Origin of the sequence: Nocardioides sp. GXQ0305, from assembly GCF_050880345.1 — a bacterium.
Lineage (GTDB): Bacteria > Actinomycetota > Actinomycetes > Propionibacteriales > Nocardioidaceae > Nocardioides.
This window is the reverse complement of the sequence record NZ_JBNYXG010000003.1, coordinates 183,855-199,211: the sequence shown is the minus strand read 5'-3', so window position 1 is coordinate 199,211 and position 15,357 is coordinate 183,855. Positions and strand designations below refer to the sequence as shown.

The following is a 15,357-nucleotide window of genomic DNA, read 5'->3' as shown; positions in this document are numbered from 1 at the left end:
ACATACCGGCAGTACGTCGCTCAGCGCCGTGACGCCCACCACTCCTGCAACCGCCGGGCCGCCTCGTCCGCCGCCAGCGGGCCCTCGTCGATCCGCAGGTCCAGCAGAAACCGGTAGGCCTCGCCCACCTCGCGGCCCGGGCCGATGCCGAGCACCTCCATGATCTGGTTGCCGTCCAGGTCCGGCCGGATCGCCGCCAGCTCCTCCTCCTCGGAGAGCCGGGCGATCCGCGCCTCCAGGTCGTCGTAGGAGCGCCGCAGCCGGTCGGCCTTGCGCCGGTTGCGGGTGGTGCAGTCGGCCCGGGTCAGGATGTGCAGCCGCTCCAGCTGGTCCCCGGCGTCCCGGACGTAGCGGCGGACGGCGGAGTCGGTCCACTCCCCGCCGCCGTACCCGTGGAACCTCAGGTGCAGCTCGACCAGGGTCGACACCGCGTCCACCTCGTCCCTGGAGAACCGCAACGCCTGCATCCGCTTGCGGGTCATCTTGGCGCCGACCACGTCGTGGTGGTGGAAGGTGACGGTGCCGTCGTCGAGGAACCTCCGGGTCCGGGGCTTGCCGACGTCGTGCATCAGGGCCGCGAACCGGACGATGAAATCAGGGGAGGAGTCCGGCCCTCGAGCCCCGTCAGGCGCAAGCCGGTCCTCGAGGTCGATGGCCTGCTCCAGCACGGTCAGCGTGTGCTCGTAGACGTCCTTGTGCCGATGGTGCTCGTCGCGCTCCAGCGCGAGCGCCGGGAGCTCGGGCAGCACCAGGGCGGCGAGGCCGGTCTCGACGAGCAGCGTCAGCCCGCGCCGCGGCTGGGGTGCGGAGACCAGCTTGACCAGCTCGTCGCGCACCCGCTCGGCGGAGATGATGCCGATCCGCTCCGCCATGGCGGTCATCGCGGCGACCACCTCGGGGACGACCTCGAACCCGAGCGTGGCCGCGAACCGGGCAGCCCGCATCATCCGCAGGGGGTCGTCGGAGAAGCTGTCCTCCGGCCGGGCCGGGGTGCGCAGCAGCCGGTGGGCGAGGTCGACGACCCCGCCGTGCGGGTCCTCGAAGGTCCGGTCGGGCACCGAGACCGCCATCGCGTTGACGGTGAAGTCGCGCCGGCCGAGGTCCCCGGCGAGGGTGTCGCCGAAGTCGACGACGGGCTTGCGGGACGAGGGGTCATAGCTCTCCGAGCGGTACGTCGTGACCTCGACCTGCCAGTTGCCGGCCCGCGCCCCGATGGTCCCGAAGTCGCGGCCCACGTCCCACACCGCATCGGCCCATCCGGCCAGCAGCCGCTCGGTCTCCTCGGGCCGGGCCGAGGTCGTCAGGTCGAGGTCGCCGACCGTCCGGCCGAGCATCGCGTCCCGGACGGGCCCGCCGACCAGGTGCAGGGCGTGCCCTGCGGCGGCGAACCGCTCCCCCAACGGCTCGAGGACCGGGGCGAGGCGGTCCAGCTCGGCGCCCAGCGACCGCTCGGCCTCGACCATGGTGGGACCCGCGGGCGCGGGGGGCGGAACCTGCTCGGACACGACCCGCAACTCTAGGGCACCCTCCCGCTCCACGAGCACCCGGCAGTGCCCGCCGGACGCGGGTCCGTCCGAGGTCGGAAATGCGGGTGACCTCCCGGCGCCGATCGCCGCCCGGCCCCGGGAGGAAGGCCCCCTCCGACCGCCCGACCGGCGCGCTCCGGGGGACCCCGGCAGGCGCCGTACCGCCGGATAGAGTCGGCGCGTGCGCCGCCCGCTGTCCTTCCTGCCTGCCCTCGTGGCGGCGGCGGCGGCCACAGCAGCACCCGCCCTCCCCGCTCCGGCGTCGGCCACCCCTGCGACTGGCACCCGGGTATCGGCCGCGGCGCCCGAGAACGACGACCCGCTGCAGGTCAGCATCGAGCGGCTCACTCCCGGGGAGATCCCCGAGCAGGGCCCGGTGCGGATGCAGGGCACGATCACCAACGTCAGCGACGAGCGCTGGCGGGCGGTGAACGTCCACGCGTTCGTGGGCTACGTGCCGATGACCACGTCCGAGGAGCTCGAGGCGGCGCGCGAGGTCCCGGCCGACGCCGAGATCGGCCAGCGCATCTTCATCCCCGGGACGTTCGACGACGTCGGCGGGCTCGATCCCGGCGAGTCCGCGACCTACGAGATCCTCCTCAAGCGCAACCAGATCCCGGCCGAGACTCCCGGGGTCTACTGGTTCGGCGCGCACGCCCTCGGAAACACGACCGACGCCCGGGACGCCGTCGCCGACGGGCGCGCCCGGACCTTCCTCCCGCTGCTGCCGACGACCGCGGCCCGCACCCCGGTGGACACCTCCGTGGTGATCCCGCTCCGGCACCCGATCGCGCACACCCGGAGCGGCCGGCTGACCGGGGAGCCGGTGTGGGCGCGCGACCTCGGCGCCGGCGGCTACCTGCGGCGGCTGGTCGCCCTCGGCGCGGCTGCCCGCAACCGTCCGGTCGCCTGGCTGGTCGACCCGGCCGTCCGGGACGCCGTGCGGCGGCTGGTCGACGGCAACCCGCCCCGGTCCCTCGCCGCCCCTGCGCGAGGCGGCGGCCCGGACTCGCCGGACGACGGCCCCTCGGAGGGCCCGTCGGGGGCGACGTCCGCCCAGGCCGAGGACGAGTCCGCTCCGCCCCCCGGTGCGGCGGCCGCTCCCGGCGAGGTGTGGCTCGAGGACCTCGCCGCGGCGCTGGAGGGCGGACGGGTGCTCTCGCTCCCGTACGGCGACGTCGACGTCTCGGCCGCCCACGACCACGGCCCCGACCTGCTCCAGACCGCGCGGATGCGTGCCGGCGACCAGCTCGACGACGTCCCGACGCTGCCCGCCGTCGCCCCGCCGTCCGGCTACCTGTCGACCGAGGCCCTCGCTGCCCTCCCCGAGGGCACCCACGCCCTGCTCACCGACCGGATGCTCCCGGAGGGATCCGACGCCGAACCGCTCGACGTGGACGACCGCCGGGTGCTGTTCGCGCCCTCCGACGTGGCGGCCGGCGGTCCCGGCCCGGACGACCCGCTCGGCACGGTCGCGGTCCGACAACGGATCCTGGCCGAGGCGGCCGTCCGCCAGCTCGACGAGCGGCGTGCCCCCTTGCTCGTGGTGCTGCCCCAGACCTGGTCCCCCGACCGACCCTCGGCGTTCTGGCAGGGGCTCGGCGTCCGGTGGCTCACCCTCACGGACCCCACGTCGCTGGTCCCGGAGGGGGAGGTCGCGACCGACGAGCTCGACTACCCCCCGGAGCAGCGGGCCGCCGAGCTCCCCGCGGCCAACTTCGTGACGGCCGAGGAGCTCGAGAGCGCGGGCCGGGTCCTGGCGAACGTGCTCACCGACAACGACGAGATCGACCAGGAGATCACCGACGAGGTCCTCACCGCGGTCTCCTACGGTGACCGCCGCGACGCCGAGGAGTCGCAGCTGCGCACCGAGCAGTCGTTGCACTGGGTCGAGCGCCGCAGCCGGGCCGTGCGGGTCAAGGCCCCGCCGGGCGTGACCCTGTCCAGCGCCGCGGGCGGCTTCGCGACGACGCTCGTGAACCGTCTCGACCACCCCGTCACCATCACGCTCAAGGCCGTCACCGACGCCTCGCTGTCGGTCGACACGCCGCCGACCATCGACCTCGCTCCCCGGGGCCGGCAGACGGTGGTGCTCCAGGCCGCGACGACGACGCCGGGCGTCCACTACGTCCGGCTGGTGGTGACCGACGAGGCCGGCGCGCCCCTGGGCTCCTCGGCCACGTTGCCGGTCCGGTCCGCCCAGGTCAGCCGGGTCATCTGGCTGATCCTCGGCGTCGGCGTGGGCCTGCTGTTCCTGGCCATCGCGGTGCGCCTGGTCCGGCGCATCCGGAGCGACGACGCCACCACATGAGCGACCAGAAGATCCTGTCGTCCAGCGCGGTGATGGCCGCGGGGACCGTGGTCTCCCGGATGAGCGGCTTCGTCCGTTCGGCCCTGCTCGTCGCGGCCCTCGGCAGCGGCCTGCACGGCGAGCTGTTCAACATCGCCAACACGGTGCCGAACATGCTCTACATCCTGATGGCGGGCGGCATCTTCAACGCCGTGCTGGTCCCCCAGCTGGTGCGGGCCATGAAGAACGACCCCGACGCCGGCCAGGGCTACACCGACCGGGTGGTGACCCTGGCCGGTCTGTTCCTCGCGACGGTCACGGTGCTGCTGGTGCTGGCCGCGCCCTGGGTGATGCAGATCTTCCTGAGCGACGCCTACGACCAGCCCGAGCTCGCCGCCCAGCTGGAGTCGGTCATCGACTTCGCGCGCTGGTGCCTGCCCCAGGTGTTCTTCTACGGGATGTTCGTCCTGGTCGGGCAGATCCTGAACTCCCGCGGCCGGTTCGGCCCGATGATGTGGGCCCCCATCGCCAACAACCTGGTGGCGATCGGAGTGCTGCTGACCTACCTCCTGGTCTTCGGCGCCGCCGGTCCCGAGGAGCGCGGCGGCCCGTTCACCCCCGCCCAGGAGGTGCTGCTCGGCCTCGGCTCCACCCTCGGGATCGTCGTGCAGTTCGCCGTGCTGGTCCCGTTCCTGCGCAGCGCCGGCTACCGGTTCCGGCCCCGCTTCGACTTCCGCGACACCGGGCTCGGCCACACCCTGCGGCTGGGCGTCTGGACGCTGTTGTTCGTGCTCGTCAACCAGCTCGCGTACGCCGTCGTCGTCCGGCTGGCCTCGAGCGGCCCGGCCGAGACCCTCGGCAACGACCCGGACGCCACCGGCTACCTCGTCTACTCCTCGACGTTCCTCATCGTGATGGTCCCCCACTCGGTGGTGACCGTGTCGCTGGCCACCGCCGTGCTCCCACGGATGTCGGGGCTGGCCGACGAGGGCGACCACCCGGAGCTGGCTCGCACCCTGCTGCTGGCGCTGCGCAACGCCCTGGTCGTCGTGGTGCCGTTCGCGCTGCTGCTGCCGCTGGTGTCCCTCGATGCCGCGCGGGTCATCTGGGGGTACGGCGCGGGCAGCGACAGCTACGCCAACTTCGCCCCGTCGCTCGCCCTGTTCGGGATCGGGCTCGTGTTCTTCACCGTGCACTACCTGATGCTGCGCGGCTTCTACGCGATGGAGCAGACCCGCACCGTGTTCTGGATCCAGTGCGCGATCGCGGTCACCAACGTGGTGGCGGCGCTGCTGCTGGTCCGCGAGGCCACCGCCGCCCAGACCTCCCCGGCGCTGGTGCTCGCGTACGGCGCCGCCTACCTGGTGGGCGCGGTCGTCTCGTCCACGGTCCTGGCCCGTCGACTGCGCGGCGCGGGCGGGGAGGGCCGGGCGCTGACCGGCTTCGCCGTCAGGCTGCTGGCCGTGGCGGTGCCGGCCGCCGCCGCGGCGTACGTCGTGGGACGGCTGCTCGGCGACGTCGTGGGGCCCGACCCGAGCGTCGGCGGCGCGTTGCTGCGGGCCCTGGTCGTGACGGGCGTCGACGTGGCCGGGTTCGTGCTGCTGGCGCGGCTCGTGGGGCTGCGTGAGGTGACCGCGGTCATCGACCTGGTCGCGCGTCGGGGATCCTCCGGCGGCCGCGGGACGGGAGACCTACCATGACCGGGACGGGCCGACAGGGCCCGTCGGACTCCTCAGGAGATGGGAGGACCTTGACCCAGGCAGCCAGACCCGGCGACGTGCTCGCCGACCGCTACAAGCTGGTCGACCTGCTCAGCGAGAGCGGGAACGGCCGGTTCTGGCGAGCCCACGACGACGTCCTCGACCGCCACGTCGCGCTCCACTGCATCGCCGAGGACGACGAGCGGGCCGCGGGGCTCACCGAGGCGGCGCGGCTCTCGGCCACGGTGCTCGACCGGCGGCTGCTGCGGGTGCTCGACGCCGACCACGGCGACGGCATGTCCTACGTCGTCAACGAGTGGGGCACCGGCACCTCCCTGGACATCCTGATCGGGACCGAGGGGCCGATGCCGCCGCGCAAGGCGGCGTGGGTGGTCTCCGAGGTCGCCGCCTCGATCGCGGTCGCCCACGAGGGGCGGGTCGCCCACGGGCGGCTGGTGCCCGAGACCGTGCTGCTCGACGACACCGGGTCGGTCCGCATCATCGGCTGCTGCGTCGACGCGGCGCTGCGCGGGCTGCCGGCCGGCCGGATCAGCCAGGACGTCAACGACCTCGGCGGGCTCCTCTACTTCGCGCTCACCGGGCGCTGGGCGGGCAGCTCGGTGTCCAACGTCCGCCCGGCGCCACGCTCCGGCGGCCGCTGGCTGCGCCCGCGCCAGGTCCGCGCCGGCATCCCCCGAATCCTCGACGGCATCTGCGACGTCGTCCTCAACCCGTACGCCGCGCCTCCGGCCGGTGGCGCGCACAACCTGCTGACGGCCGCGGGCCTCGCCGAGGCACTGCGCGAGTACGTCGGCGACCCGGTCGGGCTGGCCGAGGCCTCCCCGCTCAACGGCGTACGTGGCGCAGGGGCTCTCGCGGTCCCGGGCCCGCGCCCGGCGCGCGACCCCGACGCCACCCGCACCATCCCGCCCGCCGGGCCGGCCGCGGCCGACCCGGCCGACGACACCCCGGCCGAGCCCCTCGACGCGGTCGACACGCCCGAGCAGACGCCCACGGTCGCCCCGGAGGCGTCCGCCGAGGACCCCACCCTGGCCGCCCCGACGGTCCCGCCCGGCGTGGTCACGCCGCCCACGGCCTCCGAGCCGCCGGTCGACCCGGTGGCGCCCGGGGCCGCCGAGAACGCGGCGCCAGCAGGGTCCGACCGGGCCCCGGACCCGGTCGACCAGCCCACCGAGGCGGGCCTGCCGATCTTCGACGACCAGGACGACGAGGTCAGCTGGTTCTCGGCCCGCAACGACCCGCCGCCCCCGCCGCCCCCGCTGGAGGACCCGCCCGAGCGGCCACTGTTCGCGCCGGAGCCGACCGACGGCGGCCCCGCCCGCCGTCCCCGGCCGGGTTCAGCCGCCACCGGCCAGCGCGAGTACTGGCCCTGGGACGCCGCCACGGGCGCGGGCACCGGCAGCGGCGTGATCCCGGTGACCGAGGACGACGACGATGACGACAACGGCGTGCCGGGCCGCTCCTGGTTCCGGCTGGGCGCCATCGTGGGCGCCTCGCTGCTGCTGGTCCTCGCGGTGATCGTGGCCTTCAACCTCGGCCGCGGGAAGACCCCGCTCGGCACCGAGCCCGAGCCGGAGTCGCCGTCGACCTCGGCCGGCCAGTCGCCTCGTCCGCTCCAGGCGATCGAGGTCGCCGGGGTGCGCGACTTCGACCCGCAGGGAGATCCGCCCGAGGAGAACCCGGACGTGGCGCCCCTGGCCGTCGACGGCGACCCCGCCACCGCGTGGAACACCCAGACCTACTTCGACCAGTTCGGCCCGGGCGGGCTCAAGACCGGGATCGGGCTCGTGGTCGACCTCGGCGAGTCGCAGGAGGTGGGGCAGGTCGACCTGACCACGCTCGGTTCGCCGATGGACGTGTCCTACTACGTGACCGAGGACGATCCCACGGCGGTCGCCGGGCTGCGGCCGGTCGCGAGCGGGACGGTCGAGGACGACTCGCTCCGCACCACCTTCGACGAGCCGGCGACCGGGCGCTACCTGATCGTCTGGATCACCTCCCTCCCCCAGGTCGGCAGCGACTTCCGGGCCGAGATCGCCGAGGTCGAGGTCAAGGGATGACCCACTCCCTTCGGGTGCTCGCTTCGTTCCGCTCCGAACAGGGACCCCGGAAGTGACGCCGGCCGACGGGCGGAACGATGCCGAGCTGCTCGCTGCCCACGTCGACGGCGACCGCACGGCGTTCGGCGTGCTCGTCGCCCGGCACCGCGACCGGCTGTGGGCGGTGGCGCTGCGGACCACCGGCAACCCGGACGACGCCGCCGACGGCCTCCAGGAGGGGCTGGTCGCCGCCTACCGTCGGGCGGGCTCCTTCCGGGGGGAGGCGCAGGTCACCACCTGGCTGCACCGCGTCGTGGTCAACGCCTGCCTCGACCGGCTGCGCGCCGCCCGGGTACGTCGCGCCGAGCCGCTGCCCGAGGACCTCGACGACCGTGGTGACCGCGGGTCGCTCGCGGCCAGCACGCCCGTCGACCCGGCCGACGCGGCCCTCGCCGAGGAGCGGCGCCGGCTGGTGCTGGCCGCACTGGCCGAGCTGCCGCCGGAGCAGCGGGCGGCCCTGGTCCTGGTCGACATGGAGGGCTACCCGGTGGCCGAGGCGGCCGCCATGCTCGACTGCGCGCCGGGCACCGTGAAGTCGCGCTGCTCCCGCGGCCGGGCCCGTCTGGCCCGGGTGCTGCACCCCCAGCTGGGCGTCCTCGACCCCCAGGGTGACGCGGACCACGCACCTCCGGGGAACCCCGCGCGCGGCCCGTCCGTCCCATCTCCGGAGCCCCGGGGCCCCCCGGGCGTCACCGGCGCCTGACCGATCCCCGTCCGCCCGACCAGCCCGAGGAGGTGACCCCGCATGGACGACGAGCTGACCCCGCAGGAGACCGAGCGGGTGCGCCGGCTGCTCGCCGAGGCACGCCACACCGATCCCGTGCCCGACGACGTCGCGGCCCGGATCGACCGGACCCTCGCCGACCTGGCCGCCGAGCCCGCGGCGACCGTCGTACCGCTGGCCGAGCGGCGGCGCAAGGCGGGCCGGCTGCTGCTCGCCGCGGCGGCCGTGGTCGTCGGAGGGGTGGCGCTCGGACAGGTGGTCGGCGGCGACGGCAGTGAGGACGAGGCCGCGGACTCCTCCGCCGCGAGCGAGGCCGACGAGGCGCAGGGCCTGACCGCACCTGACCGCGACTCCACCCCCAGCGGCGACGACGAGCTGTCGACCGAAAGCGGCGGCTCGCTGCCCGGTGCGGTCTCGGAGACCCGTCGCTCGATCTCGAGGCTGCCGGCCCAGCAGGTCCGCTCCTCCACCTTCGCGGCCGACGCCGCGCGACTGCGCCCGGTCGCGACCGCCGCGAAGGTCCGGAACGGTGCGACCTCCGCTCCCGAGGCCGCGGACCGCCTGCAGGGCGACGGCTGCGCCGCCGGTGCGTGGGGTGGTGGCCGCTACGTCCGGGTCGCGTTCGACCGCGAGGCCGGCTGGCTCGTCTACCGGGCGCCCCGTGGCGACTCCCAGGTGGTCGACCTGTTCCTGTGCGACGCGGACTCGACCGAGCGGTCCGTGACGCTCCCCATCGAGTGACCGCGCCGTCCGCCGACGGGAATGCCGCTCGCCTACCATCGGTTCAGTCCGTGTACCCCCTACCGAGGAGCAGCATGACCGACCAGCCCCGCAGCGAGCCCCGCAACGTCATCGTCATCGGCTCGGGCCCGGCCGGCTACACCGCCGCCCTCTACACCGCGCGTGCCGCCCTGAACCCGCTGGTGTTCGAGGGCTCGGTCACCGCCGGCGGTGCGCTGATGAACACGACCGAGGTCGAGAACTTCCCCGGCTTCCGGGACGGCATCATGGGTCCGGCGCTGATGGACGAGATGCGGGCCCAGGCCGAGCGGTTCGGCGCCGAGCTGGTGGCCGACGACATCGTCGAGGTCGACCTCACCGGTGACGTCAAGACGGTCCGGACCGCGACCGACACCTACACCGCACGGTCGGTGATCCTCGCGACGGGCTCCGGCTACCGCAAACTCGGTCTGCCCCGGGAGGAGGAGCTGTCGGGTCGCGGTGTCTCGTGGTGCGCGACCTGCGACGGGTTCTTCTTCCGCGAGCAGGCCATCGCCGTCGTCGGCGGGGGTGACTCCGCCGTCGAGGAGGCGACCTTCCTGACCCGCTTCGGCTCGAAGGTCTACCTGATCCACCGGCGCGACGAGCTGCGCGCGTCCAAGATCATGCAGGAGCGGGCCTTCGCCGACCCCAAGCTGGAGATCATCTGGAACGCGGAGGTCGCCGAGATCCACGGTGATGACAGCGTCGATTCCGTCACGTTGCGTGACACCGTCACGGGCGACACCCGGCCGCTCGAGGTGACCGGCCTGTTCATCGCCATCGGCCACGATCCGCGCTCGGAGCTGCTGAGCGGGCAGGTCGACCTCGACGACGAGGGCTACGTGCTGGTCGACCACCCCACGACCCGGACCAACGTCCCGGGCGTGTTCGCCTGCGGCGACCTGGTCGACCACACCTACCGGCAGGCCGTCACCGCCGCTGGTACCGGCTGTGCCGCCGCCCTCGACGCCGAGCGGTTCATCGCGGCCCTCGAGCACCATGCGTCCACCGCCGGCGACGCCGACGAGACCGCCGAGCTGGTCCGCGAGGCCGTGCAGACCGCCGGCGCCTGACGCCTCGCCGTTCCCCGTCGTACCCGACATCCCTGCGGTGATCTACCGCCGTGGGCGGCGCAGATGTCGGGTACGACGAGACCGGGGACAGCGGCGCGGAGCGGCGGGGAACAAGTGTCACCGGCCTGGTGTTCACTGGACCGACAGACCTCCCGAGATCCCCCTGATCTCCCGATCCGAAAGGTGCACGCAGTGGGCAACATCTCCGCCGTGACCGACGCTGACTTCGAGACCCAGGTCCTCAAGTCCGACAAGCCCGTCCTGGTCGACTTCTGGGCCGAGTGGTGCGGGCCGTGCCGGCAGGTCCAGCCGATCCTCGAGGAGATCGCGGCCGCCCACAGCGACGACGTCACCATCGTGAAGATGAACGTCGACGAGAACCCCGTCACCCCGTCGTCCTACCGGGTCACCGGCATCCCCACCCTGAACCTCTACCAGGGCGGCGAGGTCGTGAAGTCGATCGTCGGCGCGCGCCCCAAGGCCGCTCTCCTCAACGAGCTCTCCGACTACATCTCCTGACGCGGACCGGTCGCCTCACGGCCGACCGTCCGACCCCACCGCGGTGCGCCCTCCGGGGCGTGCCGCGGTTTCGTCTGCGGTCGCACCACCCCGACCAGCCGCTCGAGCGCTGCCTCCACCTCGTCCTTCCAGGTGACGGCGGAGCGCAGGTCCATCCGCATCCGGGGCGTCGTGGGGTGGGGCCGGTGGGTCCGGAACCCGACGGCGCCGAGGAAGTCCACCGGCACCTGGCACCGGCTCAGGGCCCGCCCCCGGTGCCCGAACGCCTCGACGGCGCGGATGTCGCGCTCGACCAGGTCGCGGGCCATCGCCCGCACGAGCATCCGGCCGACGCCGTACCCCCGCGAGCCCGGTTCGACGTACGCCGTCGTCAGGAGCACCGCGTCCGGCGACACCGGCGCCGTGGCGAAGCCGGCGGCACCCGGGACGAACGCCGCCGGGGCGTAGAGCACGTAGCCCACCAGGCCGTCGTCCACCACGGCCACCCGGCCGCAGGACCCCCACTCGCGCAGCACCTCCGAGACCCAGGCCTGCTTCTCCTCGGCCGGGTCGGGCACCCGGTCCCGACGGACCGGGTCGAGCTCCCAGAACAGGCAGGACCGGCACGGCGCGGGCAGCGCGTCGAGGGTGTCCAGGGTGAGCCGGACGGCGGTACGGGTCATCGTGCCCTCCTCCCCCGATGGTAGGCGGACAGGTGGCCAGGGCGCGCGTCCTGCCTGAGAGGATGACGCGCGTGCGACCGATCCGGCAGAGCAGGAAGCTGCACCACGTCCGCTACGACGTCCGGGGCCCGATCCTGACCGAGGCGCAGCGGCTCGAGGCCGAGGGCCACCGGATCCTCAAGCTCAACATCGGCAACCCCGCGCCGTTCGGCTTCGAGGCGCCCGAGGCGATCGTCGCCGACATCGTCCACCACCTGCCCGAGGCGCAGGGCTACAGCGACTCGCAGGGGATCTACCCGGCGCGGACGGCGGTCGCGCAGTACTACCAGCAGCGCGGCCTGCGCGACGTCTCGGTCGAGGACGTCTTCATCGGGAACGGCGTCTCCGAGCTGATCTCGATGGTGCTCCAGGCGTTCGTCGACGACGGCAACGAGATCCTGGTCCCCGCGCCGGACTACCCGCTGTGGACCGGGGCGGTCACGCTCAGCGGCGGGGTCCCGGTGCACTACCTGTGCGACGAGGAGGACGACTGGAACCCCGACCTCGCCGACATCGAGTCGAAGATCACCGAGAACACCCACGCCCTGGTCATCATCAACCCCAACAACCCCACCGGCGCCGTCTACGACCGCCGGACCGTCGAGGGGCTCGTCGACATCGCGCGCCGCCACCACCTGGTGGTCTTCGCCGACGAGATCTACGAGAAGATCCTGTTCGACGACGCCGTCCACCACCACGCGGCCGCTGCGGCCGGGCACGACGTCCTGTGCCTCACCTTCAGCGGGCTCTCCAAGGCCTACCGGGTCTGTGGCTACCGCGCCGGCTGGGTGATGGTCTCGGGCCCCAAGGAGCTGGCGACCGACTTCCTCGAGGGCCTGACCCTGATCGCCAACATGCGGATGTGCGCCAACGTGCCCGCCCAGCACGCGATCCAGACCGCCCTCGGCGGCTACCAGTCGATCGAGGAGCTGATCGTCCCCGGCGGCCGGTTCTACGAGCAGAGCATGCTGGCCCACCGGCTGCTCAACGAGATCCCCGGCGTCTCCTCCGTGCGACCACGGGGGGCGCTCTACTGCTTCCCGCGCCTCGATCCCGCCGTCTATGGCGTCCGTGACGACGAGCAGCTGGTCATCGACCTGCTGCGGGCCAAGAAGATCCTGGTGACCCACGGCACCGGCTTCAACTGGCCGCACCCCGACCACTTCCGGCTGGTGACCCTGCCGGACGCCGAGGTCCTGGAGGAGGCGATCGGCCGGATCGCGGAGTTCCTCGCCTCCCGCCGATGACCACGGCCACGCCGGTGGCCCTAGGCTGACCGCGTGCGGGACCTCACCTATCCCCCGATCATCGTGGCGGCCAAGCTGGGGTTCCGGCTCCTGGGGCAGCACATCGACCTCCAGGGCACCCATCACGTGCCCCGGCAGGGCGGGGTGATGCTGGCGGTCAACCACGTCAGCTACGTCGACTTCGTCTACGGCGGCCTGGCGGCTGACCCCTCAGGGCGCAAGGTCCGGTTCATGGCCAAGCGTGAGCTCTTCGACCACCGGTGGACCGGGCCGCTCATGCGCTCGTTGCACCACATCGAGGTCGATCGCGGCGCAGGGGTGACGTCGTACCGGACGGCCGTGGACTACCTGCGCGCCGGCGAGTGCGTCGGGATCTTCCCCGAGGCCACCATCTCCCGGGCGATGGAGCTCAAGGAGTTCAAGTCCGGCGCGGTCCGGATCGCCGCCGAGGCCGGCGTCCCGCTGGTGCCGGCCGTGCTGTGGGGTACCCAGCGGATGCTCACCAAAGACCATCCCCGCGACTTCTCCCGCGGCACCACCATCCTGATCCGGGTCGGCGAGCCGCTCCACCCCACCGGCACCCAGCCGGAGGCCGAGACCGCCGATCTCAAGGCCGCGATGGCCGAGCTGCTCGACGGAGCGATCCGGGACTATCCCGCCGAGGAGCAGCCACCGGGCGCCTGGTGGGTTCCCCGGAGGTACGGCGGCTCGGCGCCCACCCTCGCCGAGGCGGCCGAGCTGGACGCGGCCGAGACGCGGGCCCGGGCGGCGCGGCGGCGCGGCTGACGGTTTCCCCGCCCAGGCGGGGAAACCGGCGCCTGGTGGCCGAAACTTCCTGCGCCAGGCGACAGACTCGCCCACCTAGCCGTAGCGGTACGTCGCTTTGTCGACATGTCGACCAAGCGATGTGTCGTCAGATCGGCCGGTCGGTGCGGTTGCGGGGATCCATCACGTCCACGATCCGCCGCAGGTCGTCCAGCGAGGCGAACTCCACGGTGATCTTGCCCTTGGCCTTGCCGAGCTGGACCCGCACCCGGGTCTCCAGCCGGTCCGAGAGCCGGTCGGCGATCTCGGCCAGGCCGGGGGCCACCGGGCGGGCCCGGCGCGGCGCCGGCGCCTCCTTGCCGGTCTCGCCGACGGCCACGATCTCCTCGAGGCCACGGACGCTGATGCCCTCGCTGACCACCCGTGCGGCGAGCCGGTCCTGCAGCTCCGGGTCCTCGATCGCCAGCAGCGACCGGGCGTGCCCGGCCGAGAGCACGCCGGCGGCGACCCGCCGCTGCACCGGGGGCGAGAGCCGGAGCAGCCGGATCGTGTTGCTGATCTGGGGCCGCGAGCGCCCGATCCGCGACGCGAGCTCCTCGTGGGTGCAGCCGAAGTCCTCGAGCAGCTGTCCGTAGGCAGCCGCCTCCTCCAGCGGGTTCAGCTGGGACCGGTGCAGGTTCTCCAGCAGGGCGTCGCGCAGCATGTCGTCGTCGCCGGTCTGGCGGACGATCGCCGGGATCGTCTCCAGGCCGGCCTCCTGGGCGGCCCGCCAGCGCCGCTCCCCCATCACCAGCTCATAGGAGCCGCCCTCCCGCGGGCGCACCACGATCGGCTGCAGCAGCCCGACCTCCTGCAGCGAGGTGACCAGCTCGGCCATCGCCTCCTCGTCGAAGACCTGCCGCGGCTGCACCCGGTTCGGCGTGATCGCACTGAGGGGCAGCTCGGCGAAGTAGGAACCCCCGACCAGGTCGGGCGCACCTCCCTCCGCGGCGGCACCGGCGGCGTCGTCAGCGCCACCGTAGGACGTCGGGACGCCGTCGGGGGCGTCCTGCGGCCGCATGTCGAGGTCGCCGTCAGCGCTCGGTGCCGGACGGGAGGGGCCGGTGGGGATGAGCGAGCCCAGACCACGCCCGAGGCCCCTGCGCTGGCCGGACTGGGAGGAGGAGGACTGGGTCATCGGGCGGGTGCTCCCTTGCTGGCGATCTCACGGGCGGCTTCGAGGTAGCAGAGGGCTCCCGGGGAGCCCGGGTCGTAGGTCATCACCGTCTGCCCGTACGACGGGGCCTCGGAGACCCTGACCGAGCGCGGGATGGTGGTCTTGAGGACCTGGTCGCCGAAGTGCTCGCGCACCTCGTCGGCGACACCGGAGGCGAGCCGGGTGCGCGCGTCGTACATCGTCACCAGGATCGTGGAGACCACCAGGCGCGGGTTGAGGTGGGCCCGGACCATGTCCACCGTCTCGAGCAGCTGGCCGAGGCCTTCCAAGGCGTAGTACTCCGCCTGGATCGGGATCAGCATCTCGGCCCCGGAGACCAACGCGTTCAGCGTCAACAGCCCCAACGAGGGTGGGCAGTCGACCAACACGTAGTCGAAGCGGTCCTCGCCGGCGTCCTCGGGCCCGCCCACGAGCGGGTGCCCCTCGATCGCCTTGTGCAGCCGGCTCTCCCGTGCCACGACACTCACCAGCTCGATCTCGGCGCCGGCGAGGTCGATGGTGGCCGGAACCACCCAGAGGCCGGGAAGGTCCGGGCACTCGGTGGTCACCTCGGCCAGCGGTACGCCGTCGACGACCGCGTCGTAGGTCGAGGAGACGCCGCGGCGGTGCTCGACGCCGAGCGCTGTCGAGGCGTTGCCCTGCGGGTCGAGGTCGACCACGAGCACCCGCTGGCCGAGCTGGGCCAGCGCCGCCGCGATGTTGACGGCGCTGGTG

At 73.5% G+C, this 15,357-nt stretch carries 13 protein-coding genes; 9 read left to right on the top strand and 4 right to left on the bottom strand.

Annotation, left to right across the window (positions count from 1 at the left end; translation table 11 throughout):
- Positions 1–20: 20 nt before the first annotated feature.
- On the bottom strand, positions 21–1,463 hold the full coding sequence (locus ACQ1X7_RS09485) for a CCA tRNA nucleotidyltransferase (protein ID WP_432478337.1): 1,443 nt from the start codon (positions 1,461–1,463) through the stop codon (positions 21–23).
- 244 nt (positions 1,464–1,707) lie between these two features.
- Between ACQ1X7_RS09485 and ACQ1X7_RS09480 the strand changes: the two genes are divergently transcribed.
- The 7 genes from ACQ1X7_RS09480 to trxA all read left to right on the top strand — a co-directional run bounded on the left by ACQ1X7_RS09480 (position 1,708) and on the right by trxA (position 10,714).
- Positions 1,708–3,837 carry a DUF6049 family protein gene (locus tag ACQ1X7_RS09480; protein WP_432477934.1) on the top strand — a complete coding sequence of 710 codons (2,130 nt, stop codon included), beginning with the start codon at positions 1,708–1,710 and terminating at the stop codon, positions 3,835–3,837.
- Positions 3,834–5,516 (top strand): murein biosynthesis integral membrane protein MurJ, encoded by a 1,683-nt coding sequence (gene murJ / locus ACQ1X7_RS09475; protein WP_432477933.1) that lies wholly within the window; start codon positions 3,834–3,836, stop codon positions 5,514–5,516. The genes ACQ1X7_RS09480 and murJ overlap by 4 nt, the downstream gene beginning before the upstream one ends.
- A gap of 50 nt (positions 5,517–5,566) precedes the next feature.
- Entirely contained in the window at positions 5,567–7,597 is a 2,031-nt protein-coding gene (locus ACQ1X7_RS09470; protein ID WP_432477932.1) for a hypothetical protein, read from the top strand.
- 52 nt (positions 7,598–7,649) lie between these two features.
- Positions 7,650–8,339: an RNA polymerase sigma factor SigM gene (gene sigM, locus ACQ1X7_RS09465; protein WP_432477931.1), complete on the top strand. Its 690-nt coding sequence runs from the start codon at positions 7,650–7,652 to the stop codon at positions 8,337–8,339.
- 42 nt (positions 8,340–8,381) lie between these two features.
- Positions 8,382–9,101: a hypothetical protein gene (locus ACQ1X7_RS09460; protein WP_432477930.1), complete on the top strand. Its 720-nt coding sequence runs from the start codon at positions 8,382–8,384 to the stop codon at positions 9,099–9,101.
- 74 nt (positions 9,102–9,175) lie between these two features.
- Complete coding sequence (gene trxB / locus ACQ1X7_RS09455; protein ID WP_432477929.1) at positions 9,176–10,195, top strand: thioredoxin-disulfide reductase; 1,020 nt, start codon at positions 9,176–9,178, stop codon at positions 10,193–10,195.
- 192 nt (positions 10,196–10,387) lie between these two features.
- The gene (gene trxA, locus ACQ1X7_RS09450) at positions 10,388–10,714 is read left to right on the top strand and encodes a thioredoxin (protein WP_432477928.1); all 327 of its coding nucleotides are present in this window, start codon (positions 10,388–10,390) and stop codon (positions 10,712–10,714) included.
- On the opposite strand, the gene ACQ1X7_RS09445 is transcribed toward trxA, so the two are convergent.
- A complete protein-coding gene (locus ACQ1X7_RS09445; RefSeq protein WP_432477927.1) occupies positions 10,702–11,376 on the bottom strand; it encodes a GNAT family N-acetyltransferase in 675 nt (224 codons plus the stop codon). The two genes, trxA and ACQ1X7_RS09445, sit on opposite strands and share 13 nt — an antisense overlap.
- A gap of 62 nt (positions 11,377–11,438) precedes the next feature.
- On the opposite strand from ACQ1X7_RS09445, the gene ACQ1X7_RS09440 reads away from it, so the two are divergent.
- Positions 11,439–12,662, top strand: coding sequence for a pyridoxal phosphate-dependent aminotransferase (locus ACQ1X7_RS09440; RefSeq protein WP_432477926.1), 1,224 nt, complete (start codon positions 11,439–11,441; stop codon positions 12,660–12,662).
- Positions 12,663–12,695: 33 nt separating this feature from the next.
- Positions 12,696–13,448 (top strand): lysophospholipid acyltransferase family protein, encoded by a 753-nt coding sequence (locus ACQ1X7_RS09435; protein ID WP_432477925.1) that lies wholly within the window; start codon positions 12,696–12,698, stop codon positions 13,446–13,448.
- 127 nt (positions 13,449–13,575) lie between these two features.
- On the opposite strand, the gene ACQ1X7_RS09430 is transcribed toward ACQ1X7_RS09435, so the two are convergent.
- Positions 13,576–14,604 carry a ParB/RepB/Spo0J family partition protein gene (locus ACQ1X7_RS09430; RefSeq protein ID WP_432477924.1) on the bottom strand — a complete coding sequence of 343 codons (1,029 nt, stop codon included), beginning with the start codon at positions 14,602–14,604 and terminating at the stop codon, positions 13,576–13,578.
- On the bottom strand, positions 14,601–15,357 hold a 757-nt coding region (locus ACQ1X7_RS09425), incomplete at its 5' end, for a ParA family protein (RefSeq protein WP_432477923.1). The genes ACQ1X7_RS09425 and ACQ1X7_RS09430, both read right to left, overlap by 4 nt.

What these genes read in the sequence shown, in the direction of transcription:
- ACQ1X7_RS09440 (WP_432477926.1), top strand. Translation starts at nt 11,439, where the DNA reads ATGACGCGCGTGCGACCGATCCGGCAGAGCAGGAAGCTGCACCACGTC.
- murJ (WP_432477933.1), top strand. Translation starts at nt 3,834, where the DNA reads ATGAGCGACCAGAAGATCCTGTCGTCCAGCGCGGTGATGGCCGCGGGG.
- ACQ1X7_RS09445 (WP_432477927.1), bottom strand. Translation starts at nt 11,376, where the DNA reads ATGACCCGTACCGCCGTCCGGCTCACCCTGGACACCCTCGACGCGCTG.
- ACQ1X7_RS09485 (WP_432478337.1), bottom strand. Translation starts at nt 1,463, where the DNA reads ATGGTCGAGGCCGAGCGGTCGCTGGGCGCCGAGCTGGACCGCCTCGCC.
- ACQ1X7_RS09430 (WP_432477924.1), bottom strand. Translation starts at nt 14,604, where the DNA reads ATGACCCAGTCCTCCTCCTCCCAGTCCGGCCAGCGCAGGGGCCTCGGG.
- ACQ1X7_RS09460 (WP_432477930.1), top strand. Translation starts at nt 8,382, where the DNA reads ATGGACGACGAGCTGACCCCGCAGGAGACCGAGCGGGTGCGCCGGCTG.
- trxB (WP_432477929.1), top strand. Translation starts at nt 9,176, where the DNA reads ATGACCGACCAGCCCCGCAGCGAGCCCCGCAACGTCATCGTCATCGGC.